This window comes from Citrobacter sp. Marseille-Q6884 (assembly GCF_945906775.1).
In the GTDB taxonomy this organism is placed as follows: Bacteria; Pseudomonadota; Gammaproteobacteria; order Enterobacterales; family Enterobacteriaceae; genus Citrobacter.
On record NZ_CAMDRE010000001.1, the window covers coordinates 197,342 to 216,926 of the forward strand.

Below are 19,585 nucleotides of genomic sequence, written 5' to 3' on the forward strand. Positions count from 1 at the left end.
CGCATGTGCGTTGGCTACGCTCGCTCCCCCCAGTCACATAGTTCGCTATGTGACTGGGGATTCACTCCCTTGCCGCCTTCATGCGGCTCGAATTATTTAGGGTAGATACCTGCTGTTACCAGCCCTGGATTCACAATCCCCCGCGTATTAACCCACCCATGCCACGACGCTCCATAAACGCCGCTACCTGATGACGCACTTCTGTCGCTAACTGCGCCTCCAGGCTACGCTGTGCCAGCGTTTGGGCTTCGTTAAAGTCGATATGCCGCAGCAGGTATTTCACACGCGCCACCGAACGCCCGTTCATCGACAAATGACGAAAACCCAGACCGATAAGAATGGTGACGCACATAGGATCGCCTGCCATTTCACCGCACAAACGCAAATCGATACCGCTTTTCTCGGCTTCCTGCGCAATCATCGCCAACGCACGTAACATCCCCGGATGCAGGCTGTCGTAAATGCTGGCTACCCGCGTATTGTTACGATCGACGGCCAAAATGTATTGGGTAAGATCGTTCGTCCCGACCGAGATAAAATCGATCCGGTTCGCCAGATGGGGCAGCATGAAGACCATTGAGGGGACTTCCAGCATGATGCCGATACGCGGTTTCGGGATCGCATAACCGATCATCTCTTCCACTTCGCGTCCGGCGCGCTCAATCAAACGCCGCGCTTCGTCCACTTCATCAATACTGGTCACCATCGGCAGCAGAATGCTCAGGTTGCCGGTTGCGGCATTTGCACGCAGCATCGCGCGCACCTGGATCAAAAAGATCTCCGGCTGATCGAGCGTAATACGGATCCCGCGCCATCCCAGACAAGGGTTCTCTTCGCTTATCGGCATGTAAGGCAGTTGTTTATCCGCCCCGACATCCAGCGTTCGCAGCGTGACGGGTTTATCGTTAAACATCTGCAGCATGCCCTGATACTGCGCAACCTGCTCTTCCTCAGACGGAAAACCGCTTTGCAACATGAACGGGATTTCGGTGCGATACAGCCCTATGCCGTCGATCCGACTTCCCAACTTCTCTTCATGTTCCGGGCTAAGCCCTGCATTAAGCATCACCTTTACGCGCTCGCCGCTTTTCAGCTGCGCGGGCTGATTAACGTCATCTTCCGCCAGACGGCTCAGTTCAATTTCTTCGCTGATAAGACGCTGATATTCCTGAATCAATACAGGTTCAGGATCGACCAGCAGTTCGCCACGATAACCGTCCACCACCAGCGTACGGCGATGTAACACTGACGGCTGGATATCGGCGCCCATCACGGTGGGGATACCCAGCGCACGAACCATAATCGCTGCATGGGAGTTGGCGGCGCCATCCCTGACGACGACACCCACCAGCCGATCCTGCGGAAGCTCCGCAAGCGTAGTGGCTGAGAGTTCGTCGGCCACCAGAACGAAGCGTTCCGGCCAGGCGTTTGGCCCCTGGATCGAGTCGTCAAGATGGAACAACAGACGTTGACCAAGCGCGCGTAAGTCTCCGGCGCGCTCTTTCAGATAGCTATCGCTTAGCGCAGCGAACTGTTCGGCAAACTTTTCGATGATCGTTTTAACAGCCCACTCGGCCACCGACCCCTTATCCACTTCAGCAAACAGCTCACGGCGCAGGCGGGTATCGGAAAGCAAGTGCGAGTAGAGATCGAAGATCGCCGCGGTTTCTTTTTGTGCCCCGGCGGTAAAACGCTTGCTGTAGCGACGAAATTCGCTCGCCGCTTCTTCCAGCGCGCCGGTCAGTCGTTCACGCTCAAGGGCAGGATCCAGCGTTGAAGCCTGGTAGACCTGCTCCATTAACGGCAGCGTGGCATCCTGCCAGCCTTCTGCAATCGCGACGCCGGGTGCTGCAGGCAGCGCACGGATACGCGTCTGGCGATATTGCCCGAACAACGCGGTTAACTGCGATTGAGAAAGAATGGCGGCCATTTGCGTGGCGAGCGTGACGAGGAAAGACTCTTCGCTTTCATCATACTGGCGCAACTCGCGCTGCTGAACGACCAGCACGCCTAGTAACTGGCGGCGCTGAATGATCGGTACGCCTAAGAATGCGCGGAAACGCTCTTCTTTGACCGAAGGAATATATTTAAAGCTGGGGTGTTTTTGCGCATCAGCGAGGTTGATCGGTTCCGCCAGCCTGCCAACCAGGCCGACGATACCTTCATCAAACGCGAGTGCAACAGTGCGACCACGTGGTTTTTTGAGCCCCCGGGTCGCCATGAGGTAATAACAACGTCGGTCGTGATCGGCCAGATAGACCGAGCAGACCTCTGTATCCATCGCAAGACAGATGTCGGTAACCAGAATATTCAGCGCTTCATTCAGACGCGGAGCACTGGCCACCTTTTCGACTATTTCGCGCAGGCGGGTGAGCATAATTTGCGTAGCTTAACCTCTTTTACGTCTGTACGCAGGTGCGCTCTGCGGCTTCGGGGTACTTTCCTGAAGCGCCATGACAACACTTGCGAATTCTTTCATCACCCTGCGATAGACATCGCGTTTAAATGACACCACCTGTCGAACCGGATACCAGTAACTCACCCAGCGCCAGCCATCAAACTCAGGTGTACTACAGGTTTGCATATTGATTTCGGCATCACTGCTGATCAATTGCAGTAGAAACCACTTTTGTTTCTGGCCGATACAAACCGGCTTCGTGTCCCAACGCACCAAACGTTTCGGTAACTTGTAACGCAACCAGTTACGAGTAGAAGCAAGGATCCGTACATCTTTACGACTGAGACCCACTTCTTCGAAGAGTTCCCGGTACATCGCCTGTTCTGCTGTCTCTCCTGGATTGATCCCACCTTGTGGAAATTGCCAGGAGTGCTGACCAAATCGCCGGGCCCACATGACCTGCCCCTGGCGGTTACAAATTACTATCCCTACATTCGGGCGGTAGCCATCGTCATCAATCACCGGACTACCTCAACATAAACCTTATATACAAACGATTGTTTCACACTCCAGAGAGGCGGTAAACCACTCTGTTAAGGGCGCGGGATTCTAATAACAATTGAATAACTCACAGTTAAGGCCAGAGTTATAAACAGAGAAAGCCCTTCTCTCACGATTTTATTCACCTTTTCTGTGGATATAGTTGTGAAGAAGTACGGAATTACTATGGGAAAACCCAGAACAGTCTGAATAAGACATACGTCACACTTAAAAAATAGTCGTCTATATTCATTAAGTTAAAAGCAAATCCGACAGATAATCACACAGAAACGTGACGATCATCACGCATACGATCTTTGGGCTGATGAAAGATCGACCAGCGTTGGTTTTATCCACAGATTATGCCAATAAGTTAGGCACAATTTGTGTAAAAATTCGATTTTCGTCGCACGTCAAGGCTGTAAATTGAAACAGTAGTCGGGGTTTTTCACAGTTATCCCATCTTTCTGTGGATAACATGGTGTAAGATCCTGTTCATTGTCAGTGACCAGAATTGGAAAACCCGGTTTGCTGTTGCGCAACACGTCGAGTCGAAATCTAAAAACCAATATAAATCATATAATTGAATATAGCATGTGGAAAAAGATAAACTCTGTCCACACGGTATAAAATCATTGTTCATTTTTTCACCTAAGGGTTACCCCGATGCCACAACTCCAGCCATTACTTTCGCCTCCAGAATCAGAGACTCAGTTACTGACTCAGGCACGTCTGCTCTCGGGCTACACGTTGGGTGAACTGGCGGGGATGGCGGGTCTCGTTACGCCAAAGGATTTAAAGCGTGATAAAGGCTGGATTGGCGTGCTACTGGAGATTTGGCTCGGCGCCAGCGCAGGCAGTAAACCCGAACAGGATTTCGCCGCGCTGGGCGTGGAGCTCAAAACGATCCCTGTGGACAGTCTTGGCAGACCGCTGGAAACCACCTTTGTCTGCGTAGCGCCACTCACCGGTAATACCGGCGTTACCTGGGAAACCAGCCACGTCCGACACAAACTCAAACGCGTGCTGTGGATCCCGGTGGAGGGTGAACGCACCATTCCGTTGGCTGAACGCCGCGTGGGTTCGCCGTTGTTGTGGAGTCCGAATGAAGAAGAAGATCGGCAGCTGCGCCTGGACTGGGAAGAATTAATGGACATGATCGTGTTGGGTCACGTCGAACGCATCACCGCCCGACATGGGGAGGTTTTACAGTTACGCCCTAAGGCCGCGAATTCGCGGGCACTTACCGAGGCCATTGGTGCCAGCGGCGAGCCGATCCTTACTCTGCCGCGCGGGTTTTACCTTAAAAAGAACTTTACGCGCGCGCTCCTGGAGCGGCACTTTTTATTCCAGATGCAATAGACACAGCCTGCCCTTTCACCCGTCGCGTTCCAGGCCTATAATTACCGCTTCTTTTTTTTGGCAGGACTTTGTTCGATGTTATTTGCATGGATAACCGATCCTAACGCCTGGCTGGCGCTCGGTACGCTGACGCTGCTGGAGATCGTTCTCGGGATCGACAATATTATTTTCCTTTCTCTGGTCGTCGCTAAACTCCCGACAGCACAACGCAATCACGCACGACGCATCGGGCTGGCGGCTGCAATGATCATGCGTTTGGCATTGCTGGCGTCTATCGCCTGGGTAACGCGTCTGACAAACCCGTTATTCGAGGTATTTGGCGAGGCGATCTCAGCACGTGATCTGATCCTTCTGCTCGGTGGATTGTTCTTGATCTGGAAAGCCAGCAAAGAGATACACGAGTCAATTGAAGGTGAAGAAGAGGGGCTGAAAACCCGTGTTTCCTCTTTCCTCGGCGCAATTGTACAGATCATGTTGTTAGACATTATCTTCAGTCTGGACTCCGTCATCACTGCCGTTGGCTTGTCCGATCATCTGTTTATCATGATGGCCGCGGTGGTTATCGCCGTGGGTGTGATGATGTTCGCAGCGCGTCCTATAGGCGAGTTTGTGGATCGTCACCCTTCCGTGAAAATGCTGGCGCTCTCTTTCCTGATTCTGGTTGGTTTCACCCTGATTCTGGAAAGTTTCGATGTGCATGTGCCGAAAGGCTACATCTATTTCGCCATGTTCTTCTCTATTGCGGTAGAGACCCTGAACCTGTTGCGCAATAAGAAAAATCCTCTCTGATACACCGTTTCGCTCCCTGCAAGGGGAGCGAAACGTGACAGCACCGTCACCTTCTCACAGATTAAGATTTTCCTGCTTTTATCCTGCATAACTTCACGTTATTACTAAACTATTGTCAGACGCAGGCCATGTGAGGGTAAGCAAATGAAAAAATGGGCAGTTTTAATTTCCGCCGTAGGACTGGCTTTTGCCGTTTCTGGTTGCAGCAGTGATTATGTCATGGCGACAAAAGATGGTCGTATGATCCTGACCGATGGAAAACCCGAAATAGACGACGATACCGGTCTGGTGAGCTACCACGATCAGCAAGGCAACGCGATGCAGATTAACCGCGACGATGTCTCTCAAATTATTGAGCGTTGATGGTTGAGGTCAGCAACGCAGCTGGCCTTAACAATTTTGCTTCCCTTTTTCCCTTCCCTCAGCCATTTTTATAATCCTTATGTCGTGATTATAAAAAGGAAACGGCTATGCAATATCACCGTATACCCCACAGCTCGCTGGAAGTCAGTACACTGGGGCTGGGCACAATGACGTTTGGTGAACAAAACAGCGAAGCCGACGCCCATGCACAGCTCGACTATGCCGTCGCGCAAGGCATCAATTTAATTGACGTTGCCGAGATGTATCCGGTACCGCCTCGCCCTGAAACCCAGGGGCTCACAGAAACCTACGTCGGTAACTGGCTTGCCAAACACGGCAACCGTGAAAAACTGATCGTTGCCTCGAAAGTCAGCGGCCCGTCGCGTAACAACGACAGCGGCATTCGCCCCAATCAGGCGCTGGATCGTAAAAATATCCGTGAAGCACTGCACGACAGCCTGAAAAGACTGCAGACCGATTATCTCGATCTGTATCAGGTTCACTGGCCGCAGCGCCCGACAAACTGCTTTGGAAAGCTGGGCTATAGCTGGACAGATTCCGCGCCGGTGGTTTCTCTGCTGGATACGCTGGACGCGCTGGCAGAGTTTCAGCGGGCAGGAAAGATCCGCTACATCGGCGTTTCCAATGAAACGGCATTTGGCGTGATGCGCTACCTGCACCTGGCAGACAAACACGACCTGCCGCGTATCGCCACCATTCAGAACCCCTACAGCCTGTTGAACCGTAGCTTTGAAGTCGGTCTCGCCGAAGTCAGCCAGTACGAAGGGGTTGAGTTACTGGCTTACTCTTGCCTGGGGTTTGGCACCTTAACCGGTAAATACCTCAACGGCGCAAAACCGGCCGGCGCGCGCAATACACTGTTTAGCCGCTTCACGCGCTACAGCGGTGAACAGACGCAAAAAGCCGTGGCGGCCTATGTGGATATTGCGAAACGCCATCATCTCGATCCGGCCCAGATGGCGCTGGCATTTGTTCGTCGCCAGCCCTTTGTCGCCAGCACCCTGCTGGGCGCAACGACAATGGCGCAGTTGAAAACCAACGTCGAAAGCCTGTATCTGGAATTGAGCGAAGAGGTACTGGCGGAGATTGAAGCGGTACATCAGGTTTATACCTACCCTGCACCGTGATGAAGTCATGCGATGTTCCTGCCGGATAAGGCGCAAATGCGCCTTATCCAACTCACGCACTGTAGAGACTAATGGCGGCGTTGCCAGATCCACAGCGCCGTGATCGCCAGCGCGAACAGCGCGCCGAACCCAATACCAATGGCTACCGCCGGTATCCCCACCAGTACCGCCAGTGAGTAAATACCGAGCATTAACAGCATGGCGCTGTTTTCGCCCAGGTTTTGTACAGCAATGGCATTGCCCGCACCGACGCTTTTTTTGCCTCGCTCCTGCAATAGCGCATTCAGCGGCACCACAAAAAAGCCCCCCAGCATCCCGATAAGCATCAGCAGCGCGTAGGATGGAAGCAGCGCATGTTGCAGGGATAAGAACAGCACCCCGACGCCAATTAAGATCCCCGCAGGCATGCAGCGGGACACCGTTTCCAGCGTTACCAGCTTCGCTGCCGCACCCGCGCCTACCACAATCCCGATGGCGACCATGGCATTGAGGTAGGTCGGCGTGGCGTTATCGGTGATACCCAGCGCCACCGGCACCCACAGCACCAGCAGAAAACGTAGCGTCACGCCTGCCCCCCAGAAGAGACTGGTGCCGACTAACGAGAAACGCGTGTCGCCGCTACGCCACAATGAAGATGCCGCACAGAAAAAGCTGCGCGTCATTTTTCCCAGATGCCAGGACTGACCAGGACGAGCCGCAGCCAGCTTAGGGATAAACAGGTTTGCAACAACGGCACCGGCATAAGCCAGCGCGCAGGCAGAGAGCGCGGCGATCACATGCCAGTCGGCCAGTACGCCGCCCGCAACCGAGCCAAGTAAGATAGCCGCAATGGTTGACGCTTCCATCAGACCGTTGGCTTTCACCAGTTTGTCGCCGGTCGTCAGCTCGCCGAGAATGCCATACTTCGCCGGAGAGTAAGCCGCCGCACCAATCCCCACCAGCGTATAGCCGAGGAAGGGGTTAACACCGAAGCAGATGCTCGCTGCACCTAACAGCTTGAGGCCGTTAGCAAACATCATCACCCGACCTTTGGCAAAGCTATCCGCAATCTGCCCCACAAAAGGCGCAAACAGAATGTAAGCACCCACAAACACCATTTGCAGGATCGGCTGACTCCAGTCCGGGTAAAACTGCGCTTTCAGCAACGCCAGCGTGGCAAATAACAGCGCGTTATCGCCAAATGCCGACAGAAACTGCGCAGCAATGACCGACAACATGCCTTTAGACCAGATTGAAGTGTTAGTGTGTACTGACTCACGCATGTTGTTCTTCCGGTTCATCTACCCAGCGTTTCAGCGTCACAAAATCTGGCTTACCGCTACCGAGCAGTGGGAGTTGTTTCAGGTGCCGTATATCACGCGGTACGGCAAGTTCAGGAACGCCGTGCGCTCTTGCGTACTGCAGCAATTTTTCGCGGTTCAGCTCGCTGTCCGTGGTGAACAGCACCAGCGCCTCTCCTTTGCTGGCATCGCTCTTGATGGCCGTGGCGTGCATTTTGTCAGCTGAGACCGCCAGCGCCAGCTGCTCCACCATTTCAAGTGAGACCATCTCACCGGCAATTTTGGCAAAACGTTTGGCGCGCCCCTGAATCTGCACAAAACCGTTCTCATCAAAGCGCACAATGTCACCGGTGTCGTACCAGCCATGCTCGATAACACCCTGGGCATTTTCCGCCGTCGGCACTTCCAGCACGCCCGGTTTTTCAACGCGCAAATAGCCGCTCATAATATTAGGACCTTTAAGCTGTAACCGCCCACCGTCCTCAATACCTGGCACCGCCAGAAGCCGGGCATCCATACCAGGAAGGATGCGCCCTACCGTTCCCGATTTTGCCGCCATCGGTACGTTAATAGACACCACCGGCGCACATTCCGTCACGCCATAACCTTCCAGTACGCGCAGTCCAAATTTTTCCTGCCACAGCTGTTTGGTACTGTCTTGCAGTTTTTCAGCGCCCGCCACCACATAGCGCAGGCGGTGAAAATCATAGGGATGGGCAAACCGCGCGTAGTTACCAAGGAATGTCGAGGTGCCAAACAAAACGGTGCAGTTACGGTCGTAAACCAGTTCCGGCACAATACGGTAATGCAGTGGGCTGGGATAAAGGAAAACCTCAGCCCCGGTCAGTAACGGGGTGAACAACCCGACCGTCAGACCAAAGGAGTGAAACAGCGGCAATGCTGACATAAAACGATCGTCAGCAGTGAAATCAGCAATCGTTTTAATTTGTTCGACGTTCGCCAGAATACTCTTGTGGCTGTGCACCACGCCTTTTGGATTTCCCTCTGAGCCTGAAGTAAAGAGGATCACCGCGGCCTCTTCTGGCTGTTGCTTCACCTGTGCCAGATGCGGCATCAGCAGATGAGAAAAAATCCACAGCTTATCGCCCAGGGTCACATCAGCTTTTAAATCTTCCAGATACACCCAACGCACCTGAGTCAGTTGCTCCGGCAGATGCCAGAGTTTGCCTTTATCAAGAAACTGTCGGGAGGTAAAAATGGTTTTGATTTCAGAGGCCGTAATCGCGCTGGTTAATCCTTTCACACCCGCCGTGTAGTTCATCATTGCCGGGATACGTCGGCGAGCAATGGCACCAAAAATAACGGCAGCGCTGATCCCCGCGTTTGGCAGCATCAGGCCGATTTTCTCGCCTTCCGCGCTGTATTTTTCCAGGATACGGGCAACAAACAGCGTTTTTGTCAGCAATTTGCGATAGCTATCGGGGGTGAAATTAATGTCTTCAATGCAGTTTTTACCGGCGCCAAAGCGGTATTTCGCGGCCAGCAGAGATTCATACAGCGTTTCCCGCGGGCGCACAGCCATACGCGCTTCCATCATGATCTGATGCAGCATTTCACCCGCCATCTTGCGGCGATCGCGGGCGCGCGGCGCTTCTGGCATAGGTAATGTGGTGGGAGGCAAGATGTGAAGCCGGATATGCGGGAAGAGTCGCTGCTTCACCAGACCTTTCAGGCGGCTAAAGCGGGTCAGTTCAGCACCTTCAATGCGTATCGGAACGACCGTCGCTCCCGATTTGGCAGCGACAAATCCGGCACCATCATAGATTTTCATCAGTGAGCCGGTCGTTGAAATGCGTCCTTCCGGGAAGATAACCACCGGGCGGCCCTGCTCAACCAGACGCACCAGATGTTTAATCGACATCGGTTTGGTCGGGTCTAACGGCACGAAATCAATCAGCGGGGTGAGCCAACGCATATACCATTGCTGGCTGATGGAGGTGTAAACGGCAAAGACGGGACGAATCGGTAAAAATAGCGCCAGCAACATCCCATCAATAAATGAGACATGATTGGGCGTGATTAAGACACGCTCTCCCTGTAGCGCACGGATATCGCCCGTGACGCGAACCCGAAAAAGCACGCGAAACAGATTGCGAAAAAACCCTAATAGCATCTCAACTCCCTGTACCATCAATTATCTAAAGATGAATGGTGGCAGATTATACGAGTTGGGGGGTGGGCGCGACAGGTAAATAGAATCCCAAAAAAAACCTGCGCATCCGCGCAGGTTGGTGCAAGAGACAGGGTACGAAATGCGTACCGAATAATCTCACCAATCAATACCTCTGGGATCTTGATTGTGGCTGCCACGTGACAGATACGCCAGTACGAAAACGCAAAGGAATGAACCCAAATGCAACGAGTTGTGTAAATTATTAGTTACTGTTACAGATGCCATTCGGGCAAAAAAAAACCTGCGCATCTGCGCAGGCTGGTGTAATTCTAGTGATCAACTCGAAAGTCGATTTCACCTATCAATACCTCTGGGATCTCAACTCTAGCAATCAGTTCTGTTTTCTCACCAGCGAACAATCGCAACAGGTCATCGCAAAGTGTAAGCAAAGATTTTCATTTTCTATTTTCTGTCTTACTTCGCTCGTGCCCGCTCACATTTGCGAAGTCCTGACGGGCAATCTGCTTGAACAGCCAGCCGTTTTCCGTAACACTGACGGAATGTAAGCGTTTACCCACAACAGGTACTATCATGGCGACCATAAAGGATGTAGCCCGACTAGCTGGTGTATCAGTCGCCACCGTTTCTCGAGTGATCAATGATTCCCCCAAAGCCAGCGAAGCATCGCGTCTGGCTGTAATGAGTGCAATGGAATCACTCAGCTACCACCCCAACGCCAATGCGCGTGCGCTGGCGCAACAATCCACAGAGACCATTGGTCTGGTGGTGGGTGATGTGTCCGATCCGTTCTTCGGGGCAATGGTTAAAGCTGTCGAGCAGGTGGCCTACAACACCGGTAACTTCTTACTGATTGGCAACGGCTACCATAACGAACAAAAGGAACGTCAGGCGATCGAGCAGCTCATTCGCCACCGCTGCGCAGCGCTCGTTGTTCATGCCAAAATCATCCCGGACGCGGATCTGGCGTCATTAATGAAACAGATCCCCGGTATGGTGCTGATCAACCGAATTCTGCCCGGTTTCGAACAACGCTGTGTCGCCCTGGATGACCGTTACGGCGCATGGCTTGCCACCCGACACCTCATCCAGCAGGGTCATACGCGCATCGGTTATCTCTGTTCCAATCACACCATTTCGGATGCAGAAGATCGTCTGCAGGGCTATTACGACGCGCTGGCGGAAAGCAACATACCGGTTAACGACCGGCTGGTGACTTTTGGCGAACCGGATGAAAGCGGCGGCGAGCAGGCGATGACCGAATTGCTCGGGCGTGGTAAAAATTTCACGGCGGTCGCCTGTTACAACGACTCGATGGCGGCTGGCGCCATGGGCGTATTAAATGACAATGGCATCGACGTGCCGGGTGAAATCTCACTGATTGGTTTTGATGATGTGCTGGTTTCCCGCTACGTACGTCCACGGCTGACGACGGTACGTTACCCTATCGTGACGATGGCCACTCAGGCTGCCGAACTGGCGCTCGCGCTGGCAGAAAAGCGCCCTGTGCCCGAAATTACCCACGTCTTTAACCCAACTCTGGTGCGCAGGCATTCCGTTTCAACGCTACCAGAGTCAGGGAATTCTTCGTCAAACGATTAATCAGGGTAGCGTCATGACAACGATGTTGGATGTTTCACGTCATGCTGGCGTATCAAAAGCGACCGTTTCGCGTGTGCTGAACGGAACAGGTCAGGTTAAAGAGAGCACTCGCCAGAAAGTCTTTAAGGCCATGCAGGCGCTGGACTATCGGCCCAATTTTTTGGCGCGTTCGCTGGCAAACCGCACCAGTAACAGCATTGGCCTGGTGGTCTCCACATTTGATGGATTCTACTTTGGCCGTTTGCTGCAACAGGCGTCACGCCAGACTGAATCCCACGGTAAGCAACTGATTGTGACCGACGGCCACGATACGCCAGAACGCGAGCAGGAAGCCGTGCAAATGCTGGCCGACCGGCAGTGCGACGCCATTATTCTCTACACGCGCTATATGAGTGAAAAGGCGATCATGTCGCTGATGGACAGCATTGACATGCCCTTGCTGGTCATCAACCGTGATATCAGCCAGTCTCGCGACCGCGCGATTTTCTTTGAACAGGAAGATGCCGCGTACCAGGCGGTCAATTATCTGATCTCACAAGGGCACCGCGATATCGCCTGTATCACCGTGCCGAATCATACGCCGACCGGTAAATCCCGGTTGCTGGGATATCGTAAGGCGCTGGAAAAAAACGGTATTCCCTGGGATCCCAGTAAGGTCAAATATGGCGATTCAACGATGACACGCGGCTACGAAGCCTGCCGTGAATTGCTGGAGGAAGGGGTGACATTCAGCGCCCTGTTCGCCTGTAACGATGACATGGCACTCGGCGCATCAAAAGCATTACATCAGGCCGGGCTGAAGATCCCAGAGGATATTTCGCTGTTTGGCTTCGACGATGCGCCCAGCGCAAAATGGCTTGAACCGGCATTGTCTACCGTGTACCTGCCGATCGATACCATGATAACCACGGCGATTGACCAGGCCATCCGCCTGGCAAACGGCGAAAACGTAGAGCCGATCCCCCCGTTTACAGGCAAACTGGTATTGCGCGAGTCGGTGATCCACGGGCCGCATTTTACGTAACGTACCGTCGATACCAGAAGAAACGATCAGCCCGAGAAGCGCAACGCCATCGGGCAACCCCTTAAAACAGTTCCAGCGCTAACAGCTCTTCAATGGTCTGGCGGCGGCGAATCAGTCGCGCCACGCCGTTATCAAACAGGACTTCCGGCAGCAGCGGACGGCTATTGTAGTTCGATGACATCGACGCACCGTAGGCTCCCGTGTCATGTAAGACCAGGTAATCCCCCGGAACGACCGCAGGCAACAGGCGAGTTTCCACTTTGCCGCCTTCCTGCTGAGTAAACACGTCACCGGATTCGCACAGCGGCCCGGCAACCACCGTTTCCAGTAACGGAGTCTGTTCCAGCGAACGGCCATCGCCTGCCAGCACGGAAATATGGTGATAACTGCCGTACATCGCCGGGCGCATCAGATCGTTAAAGCCCGCATCGATCAACACAAAGTGACGGCTTCCCATCTCTTTTACGCTGCGCACTTGGGCCACCAGTACACCCGCTTCCGCCACCAGAAAGCGACCAGGTTCAATCTCCAGTTTGACAGGGTGCCCCAGATGACGCGCAATGCGTTCACGCGCGGCGTTCCACAGGCCGAAGTAGTGATCGGTATTGATCGCCTCTTCGCCTTCGCGATACGGGATCGATAAACCGCCGCCAGCGGAGATCGCTTCAAGATCCTGGTCAAACTCAATGACCTGACGCACCATCGCGCCGCACACCTGTTCCAGATGACCATAGTCCACGCCAGAACCGATATGCATGTGAATCCCGACCAGTTTCAGCGCGTAGCGCTGAATCACCTCCAGCGCCGCCGGAAGATCGCTGTACCAGATACCGTGCTTACTGTTCTCGCCGCCGGTGTTGGTTTTCTGGCTATGCCCGTGGCCAAAACCCGGGTTAACACGTAGCCATACGCGGTGCCCCGGCGATACCTGACCCAGTTGTTCAAGCATATCCACCGACCCGGCGTTTACCGGAATGCGCAACTCATGCACTCTTGCTAAGGTCGCGTTATCAATCATATCGGCGGTGAAGACGATCTCATCATTACCCGGCACATAGCCTGCCGCCAGCGCACGTTCAATTTCGCCTAACGATACCGAGTCAACCTTCACGCCCTGCTCGCGCATCAGACGCAGAATATGCACATTCGAACACGCCTTCTGGGCAAAACGCACCACATCAAACTGATTCAGCTTGGCAATCTGCGCGCGAATAATCTGTGCATCATAGACCCACACCGGGCAGCCAAACTCGGCAGGCAGGCGTAGCAGGTTGTCGGCGGTCAGGTCAGTGTCAGTGCTGTTGAGTGGGCGTGGCATGGTGTACTCCGGTATTGGCTTTTTTAGGATTACGCCACAGGCTGAAGAGAATAAAAAATATCGTTTTATCGTGAGTCTATGCAAAAATGATATGGACTGGTTTATTCGAGGATCGCCCATGCCCGCCGTTAACCTGCGCCACATTGAAATTTTCCATGCCATCATGACCGCAGGCAACCTGACGGAAGCCGCGCGGATGCTGCACACCTCGCAACCTACCGTCAGCCGGGAACTGGCTCGATTTGAGAAGGTGCTGGGCTTAACCCTGTTTGAACGCACACGCGGCCGACTGCATCCGACGGTGCAAGGGCTGCGACTGTTTGAAGAGGTGCAACGATCCTGGTATGGCCTTGACCGCATCGTCAGCGCCGCCGAAAGCCTGCGCGAGTTCCGTCAGGGGGAGTTATCGATTGTCTGCCTGCCGGTATTTTCACAATCCTTTTTGCCCACTCTGTTGCAGCCCTTTCTGGCACGTTACCCGGATGTCAGTCTGAACATCGTGCCGCAAGAGTCGCCGTTGCTGGAGGAGTGGCTTTCAGCCCAGCGCCACGATCTGGGGCTGACGGAAACGCTGCATACGCCCGCAGGCACAGAACGCACTGCGCTGCTCACCTTGAATGAAGTGTGCGTCCTGCCATCGGGACATCCGCTGAGCGCGAAAGCGGTGCTGACGCCGGAAGATTTTCAGGGCGAAAATTACATTAGCCTGTCGCGCACAGACAGTTACCGCCAGTTGCTGGACACGCTGTTCAATGAGCATCAGGTAAAACGCAGAATGGTCGTGGAAACGCACAGCGCAGCATCCGTGTGCGCAATGGTCAGAGCCGGTGCAGGGATCTCAATCGTCAACGCCCTCACCGCGCTGGATTATGCGGCCAGTGGCGTTGTCGTTCGACGCTTCAGTATTGATGTCCCGTTTACTGTCAGCTTGATCCGCCCACTCCACCGTCCCGCATCTGCGCTGGTCGATGCCTTCACGGCGCATCTGCAAACGCACCTGCCGCGTTTGATTGCGCCGCTGGATTCGATTCTGGACCCGCTTACGAAAGCATGAATTCGACCGCATCCGCCGCGTGGATCGCGGCCGTATCAAACACCGGCAGCGGACTCAGCGCAGCCGGTACCAGCAGACCAATCTCTGTACAACCAAAAATCACGCCCTGCGCCCCCTGACGCGCCAACCCGGCAATCACACTCAGGTAATAATCGCGTGAAGCCTCACTGAATGTCCCCAGGCATAACTCTTCAAAGATGATTTGGTTAATTTTCTGCCTGTCATCCTGCCCGGGAATCAACGTGCTAATGCCAAATGCGTCCTGCAGACGTCCGCGATAGAAATCCTGCTCCATGGTGTAGCGCGTACCGAGCAGCGCCACATTAGACATGTTCTGCTGGCTGATGGCTCTGCCCGTCGCATCCGCAATGTGCAGGAACGGCACATCGCAGGCCGTTTCTATCGCCCCGGCGACTTTATGCATCGTGTTGGTACACAGGACAATGCCTTCTGCGCCCGCCTGCTGAAGCCCTGTTGCGGCCTGTGCCAGGATCTCTCCGGCCTGTTGCCAGTCACCGCTTGACTGACAGGCTTCAATCTCGTGAAAATCGACGCTATGCAGCAAAATTTGCGCCGAATGCAGCCCGCCCAGGCGCTGCTTCACCCCTTCATTAATGAGCCGATAGTAAGGGATGGTGGATTCCCAACTCATGCCGCCTAACAGACCGATCGTTTTCATTTTTTTTCCTTGTTCGTTGTCATCACTCCAGTGAACCAAAGATGTGATCAACTTTCCACATCTGTAAGTGCACGTTTCTTTTTGAGCACTTCTGATATAAATTTAATGAAACATTGTTTCAACATAATACAGGACTGCCAGATGTTTATTTTTCATAAAGATACGATGCTTGAAGATCTGGGCAATGGCGTGACTCGCCGCATTCTGGCTCACGATGGCAAAATGATGGCCGTTGAAGTGAACTTCGAGCAAGGTGCAATTGGCCCGATGCACAATCACCCGCATGAACAGTTAACCTATGTTTTATCCGGCGAGTTTGAATTTTCCATTGGGGAAGAAAAGCATGTCGTTCGCGCAGGTGACACGCTTTATAAGCAGCCCAATATTATGCACGGCTGCGTTTGTATAAAACCCGGCACATTACTGGATACCTTCACACCGGTACGCGAAGATTTCCTGAAAGCGTAATTTCTCCTGTTCTCGGGCCTTCCCTGTGGGAAGGCTTTTTTTTGCTCTGAATAGAATTGTTAGCCAGTAAACAATATAACTTTCGATGTTTTATCTGCAATTAGCGCTGCCATACATGTCATCACAATCCTGAAAAAACTGGCATGTATTGTCCAAATTTGACGCCCGCCTCACCTATTTGAAACACCGTTTCGACTTTGATCACATTTCCATCATTATCTGAATGACGTAGAAACAAATCGCAATAAAATAAATTAAAACGATGTTTTACAAATTAAGAACAGTGGTTCACCAAACTTAAAAAGAGGTTAACCACCCGTTCAGGAAAGAGATGAAAAACACCATATATCAATAAGTAACAGGGAGCGTTGCTATCGCAAACAGGCACAGAACGCAGACATCCCGGACAACCCAAAAGTATGTCTGGTCAGTTACAACTGAATCCGTATTAAACCATTACTTGCCAGGTAGGTCGCTATGAATGAAAACAGAATGCTGGGGCTGGCGTGGATATCACCCTATATCATCGGGTTGATAATCTTTACAGCTTTCCCGTTCGTTTCATCTTTCTTCCTCAGTTTTACTGAGTACGATTTGATGAGTCCGCCCGTATTTAACGGGATTGAAAACTATCGCTACATGTTTACCGAAGACGCCCTCTTCTGGAAATCAATGGGTGTCACCTTTGCCTATGTCTTTTTAACCATCCCGTTAAAACTGGCATTTGCATTAGGGATCGCATTTGTTCTGAATTTTAAATTACGCGGAATCGGTTTTTTCCGTACGGCTTATTATATTCCGTCCATTCTGGGTAGCTCCGTTGCTATCGCCGTATTGTGGCGCGCGCTATTTGCCATTGACGGCCTGCTAAACAGTTTTATTGGCGTGTTCGGTTTCGACCCGGTCAACTGGCTCGGCGAACCTTCTCTGGCGCTGATGTCCGTTACCCTGCTACGTGTCTGGCAGTTCGGTTCCGCGATGGTTATCTTCCTGGCCGCGCTGCAAAACGTACCGCAGTCTCAGTATGAAGCGGCGATGATCGATGGCGCATCCAAATGGCAGATGTTCATGAAAGTGACCGTACCGCTGATCACGCCGGTTATTTTCTTCAACTTTATTATGCAAACCACTCAGGCCTTCCAGGAGTTTACCGGCCCGTATGTGATAACCGGTGGCGGACCGACCTACTCCACCTATCTGTTCTCACTCTACATCTACGATACCGCGTTTAAGTACTTTGACATGGGTTACGGCGCCGCGCTGGCATGGGTCCTGTTCCTGGTAGTGGCTGTCTTTGCGGCAATTGCCTTCAAGTCTTCGAAATACTGGGTGTTCTACTCCGCCGATAAGGGAGGCAAAAATGGCTGATATCCAAGAAATCTCAGAAGCGCGGAATATCGCTGAGCGTGAAGTGGCCCGCACCCTGCGCCGGGAAAAAATTAACGCCGCTATCCGTTACGTGATCCTGCTGCTGGTCGGTCTGTTGATGCTGTATCCGCTGGTGTGGATGTTCTCGGCATCGTTCAAGCCGAACCACGAGATCTTCACCACCCTGAGCCTGTGGCCTGCACACGCGACCTGGGATGGTTTTGTCAACGGCTGGAAAACCGGTACCGAATACAACTTCGGCCATTACATGCTGAACACCTTTAAGTATGTGATCCCGAAAGTGATTTTGACCATTATCTCCTCCACCATCGTGGCGTACGGTTTTGCCCGCTTCGAGATCCCGTGGAAGAAATTCTGGTTCGCCACGCTCATTACCACCATGTTGCTGCCGAGCACCGTGCTGCTGATCCCTCAGTACCTGATGTTCCGTGAAATGGGCATGCTCAACAGCTATATGCCGCTGTACCTGCCGCTGGCGTTCGCCACGCAGGGGTTCTTCGTCTTCATGCTGATTCAGTTCCTGCGCGGCGTACCGCGTGACATGGAAGAAGCGGCGCAGATTGACGGCTGCAACTCCTTGCAGGTGCTGTGGTACGTGGTGGTGCCGATTCTGAAACCGGCCATTATCTCTGTCGCACTGTTCCAGTTCATGTGGTCCATGAACGACTTTATCGGCCCGCTGATTTATGTCTACAGCGTCGATAAGTACCCGATTGCACTGGCTCTGAAAATGTCCATCGACGTTACCGAAGGTGCGCCGTGGAACGAAATTCTGGCAATGGCGAGCATCTCCATTCTGCCATCCATCATTGTGTTCTTCCTGGCACAACGCTACTTCGTACAGGGCGTTACCAGCAGCGGAATTAAAGGTTAAGAGGGAAATATCATGGCTGAAGTTATTTTCAACAAACTGGAAAAAGTCTACTCCAACGGCTTCAAAGCGGTACATGGTATCGACCTGAAAATCGCAGAAGGAGAATTCATGGTGATTGTCGGCCCGTCCGGCTGCGCCAAATCCACTACCCTGCGCATGCTTGCGGGTCTGGAAACCATCAGCGGCGGCGAAGTACGCATTGGAGAAAAAATCGTCAATAATCTCGCGCCGAAAGAACGCGGTATTGCGATGGTGTTCCAGAACTATGCGCTGTATCCGCACATGACCGTGCGCGAAAACCTGGCGTTCGGCCTGAAGCTGAGCAAACTGCCGAAAGACCAGATTGATAAGCAAGTTGATGAAGCGGCGAAAATCCTCGAGCTGGAAGAACTGCTGGAACGCCTGCCGCGCCAGCTCTCCGGTGGTCAGGCACAGCGTGTGGCCGTCGGCCGTGCGATCGTGAAAAAACCGGACGTGTTCCTGTTCGACGAACCGCTGTCTAACCTTGATGCCAAGCTGCGTGCGTCCATGCGTATCCGTATTTCCGACCTGCACAAGCAGTTGAAGAAATCAGGAAAGCCTGCCACCACCGTTTACGTCACCCACGATCAGACTGAAGCCATGACCATGGGCGATCGCATCTGCGTCATGAAGCTCGGCCACATCATGCAGGTGGACACCCCGGACAACCTGTACCACAAGCCGAAGAATATGTTCGTCGCCGGTTTTATCGGCGCACCAGAAATGAACATCCGTGCCAGCAAGCTGGTTAATGAAGCCGGCCGTCTGGCCTTCGTCATCGGCAATGAAACGATGCCATTAACTGCTGCGTTGCAGGACAAGGTTGCCGACCATCAGGCACAGGAGATTTTCTACGGCATCCGCCCGGAATTTGTCTCTCTTTCTGACGAGCCGTTTGCGCAAGGGGGTTGTAGCGGCGAAATGGTGCGCGTGGAAAACATGGGGCATGAATTCTTCGTGTACCTGAAAGTTGCCGATTATGAACTCACTGCCCGCATTCCTTCTGATGAAGCTAAGCCCATGATTGAAAAGGGTCTTCATCGCAAGGTGTATTTCAAGTTCGACATGAATAAATGTCATATCTTTGACGCAAAAACTGAAAAGAACATCTCTCTCTAATTGGA

The 19,585-nt window shown here is 52.9% G+C and carries 17 protein-coding genes; 11 read left to right on the forward strand and 6 right to left on the reverse strand.

What is annotated here, in order from left to right:
• Nucleotides 1-130 precede the first annotated feature (130 nt).
• Nucleotides 131-2,377, reverse strand: a complete 2,247-nt coding sequence (gene ptsP / locus N7268_RS00945) for a phosphoenolpyruvate--protein phosphotransferase (RefSeq protein WP_260861482.1) — start codon at nucleotides 2,375-2,377, stop codon at nucleotides 131-133.
• Nucleotides 2,378-2,389: 12 nt separating this feature from the next.
• Nucleotides 2,390-2,920: an RNA pyrophosphohydrolase gene (rppH, locus tag N7268_RS00950; RefSeq protein WP_198905991.1), complete on the reverse strand. Its 531-nt coding sequence runs from the start codon at nucleotides 2,918-2,920 to the stop codon at nucleotides 2,390-2,392.
• A gap of 684 nt (nucleotides 2,921-3,604) precedes the next feature.
• On the opposite strand from rppH, the gene mutH reads away from it, so the two are divergent.
• From mutH to N7268_RS00970, 4 genes are all read left to right on the forward strand, one after another.
• Nucleotides 3,605-4,300 (forward strand): DNA mismatch repair endonuclease MutH, encoded by a 696-nt coding sequence (mutH, locus tag N7268_RS00955; RefSeq protein WP_260861483.1) that lies wholly within the window; start codon nucleotides 3,605-3,607, stop codon nucleotides 4,298-4,300.
• Between the two features lie 75 nt (nucleotides 4,301-4,375).
• Entirely contained in the window at nucleotides 4,376-5,089 is a 714-nt protein-coding gene (locus N7268_RS00960) for a TerC family protein (protein WP_198905986.1), read from the forward strand.
• Nucleotides 5,090-5,233: 144 nt separating this feature from the next.
• Entirely contained in the window at nucleotides 5,234-5,452 is a 219-nt protein-coding gene (ygdR, locus tag N7268_RS00965; protein ID WP_000758660.1) for a lipoprotein YgdR, read from the forward strand.
• Between the two features lie 107 nt (nucleotides 5,453-5,559).
• Nucleotides 5,560-6,600, forward strand: a complete 1,041-nt coding sequence (locus N7268_RS00970; protein WP_260861484.1) for an NADP(H)-dependent aldo-keto reductase — start codon at nucleotides 5,560-5,562, stop codon at nucleotides 6,598-6,600.
• A 68-nt stretch (nucleotides 6,601-6,668) separates the two neighbouring features.
• Here the strand turns inward: N7268_RS00970 and lplT are convergent, their stop codons facing one another.
• Complete coding sequence (gene lplT / locus N7268_RS00975) at nucleotides 6,669-7,862, reverse strand: lysophospholipid transporter LplT (protein ID WP_260861485.1); 1,194 nt, start codon at nucleotides 7,860-7,862, stop codon at nucleotides 6,669-6,671.
• A complete protein-coding gene (gene aas / locus N7268_RS00980; protein ID WP_260861486.1) occupies nucleotides 7,855-10,014 on the reverse strand; it encodes a bifunctional acyl-ACP--phospholipid O-acyltransferase/long-chain-fatty-acid--ACP ligase in 2,160 nt (719 codons plus the stop codon). Before aas ends, lplT begins: the two co-directional genes overlap by 8 nt.
• 591 nt (nucleotides 10,015-10,605) lie before the next feature.
• Between aas and galR the strand changes: the two genes are divergently transcribed.
• Nucleotides 10,606-11,634 (forward strand): HTH-type transcriptional regulator GalR, encoded by a 1,029-nt coding sequence (gene galR, locus N7268_RS00985; protein ID WP_260861487.1) that lies wholly within the window; start codon nucleotides 10,606-10,608, stop codon nucleotides 11,632-11,634.
• Nucleotides 11,635-11,647: 13 nt separating this feature from the next.
• A complete protein-coding gene (locus N7268_RS00990; RefSeq protein ID WP_260861488.1) occupies nucleotides 11,648-12,658 on the forward strand; it encodes a LacI family DNA-binding transcriptional regulator in 1,011 nt (336 codons plus the stop codon).
• 61 nt (nucleotides 12,659-12,719) lie between these two features.
• On the opposite strand, the gene lysA is transcribed toward N7268_RS00990, so the two are convergent.
• Nucleotides 12,720-13,976 carry a diaminopimelate decarboxylase gene (lysA, locus tag N7268_RS00995; protein ID WP_260861489.1) on the reverse strand — a complete coding sequence of 419 codons (1,257 nt, stop codon included), beginning with the start codon at nucleotides 13,974-13,976 and terminating at the stop codon, nucleotides 12,720-12,722.
• Nucleotides 13,977-14,094: 118 nt separating this feature from the next.
• On the opposite strand from lysA, the gene N7268_RS01000 reads away from it, so the two are divergent.
• A complete protein-coding gene (locus tag N7268_RS01000; protein ID WP_260861490.1) occupies nucleotides 14,095-15,030 on the forward strand; it encodes a LysR family transcriptional regulator in 936 nt (311 codons plus the stop codon).
• Here N7268_RS01000 and N7268_RS01005 read toward each other — a convergent pair.
• Nucleotides 15,017-15,709, reverse strand: a complete 693-nt coding sequence (locus N7268_RS01005) for an aspartate/glutamate racemase (RefSeq protein WP_260861491.1) — start codon at nucleotides 15,707-15,709, stop codon at nucleotides 15,017-15,019. The genes N7268_RS01000 and N7268_RS01005 overlap by 14 nt on opposite strands.
• Before the next feature lie 141 nt (nucleotides 15,710-15,850).
• Between N7268_RS01005 and N7268_RS01010 the strand changes: the two genes are divergently transcribed.
• The 4 genes from N7268_RS01010 to N7268_RS01025 all read left to right on the forward strand — a co-directional run bounded on the left by N7268_RS01010 (nucleotide 15,851) and on the right by N7268_RS01025 (nucleotide 19,580).
• Complete coding sequence (locus N7268_RS01010; protein ID WP_260861492.1) at nucleotides 15,851-16,177, forward strand: cupin domain-containing protein; 327 nt, start codon at nucleotides 15,851-15,853, stop codon at nucleotides 16,175-16,177.
• A 477-nt stretch (nucleotides 16,178-16,654) separates the two neighbouring features.
• Nucleotides 16,655-17,545 (forward strand): carbohydrate ABC transporter permease, encoded by an 891-nt coding sequence (locus tag N7268_RS01015; protein ID WP_064542927.1) that lies wholly within the window; start codon nucleotides 16,655-16,657, stop codon nucleotides 17,543-17,545.
• Nucleotides 17,538-18,440 carry a carbohydrate ABC transporter permease gene (locus N7268_RS01020; protein WP_260861493.1) on the forward strand — a complete coding sequence of 301 codons (903 nt, stop codon included), beginning with the start codon at nucleotides 17,538-17,540 and terminating at the stop codon, nucleotides 18,438-18,440. Before N7268_RS01015 ends, N7268_RS01020 begins: the two co-directional genes overlap by 8 nt.
• A gap of 12 nt (nucleotides 18,441-18,452) precedes the next feature.
• Entirely contained in the window at nucleotides 18,453-19,580 is a 1,128-nt protein-coding gene (locus tag N7268_RS01025) for an ABC transporter ATP-binding protein (protein WP_260861494.1), read from the forward strand.
• Nucleotides 19,581-19,585: the final 5 nt, after the last annotated feature.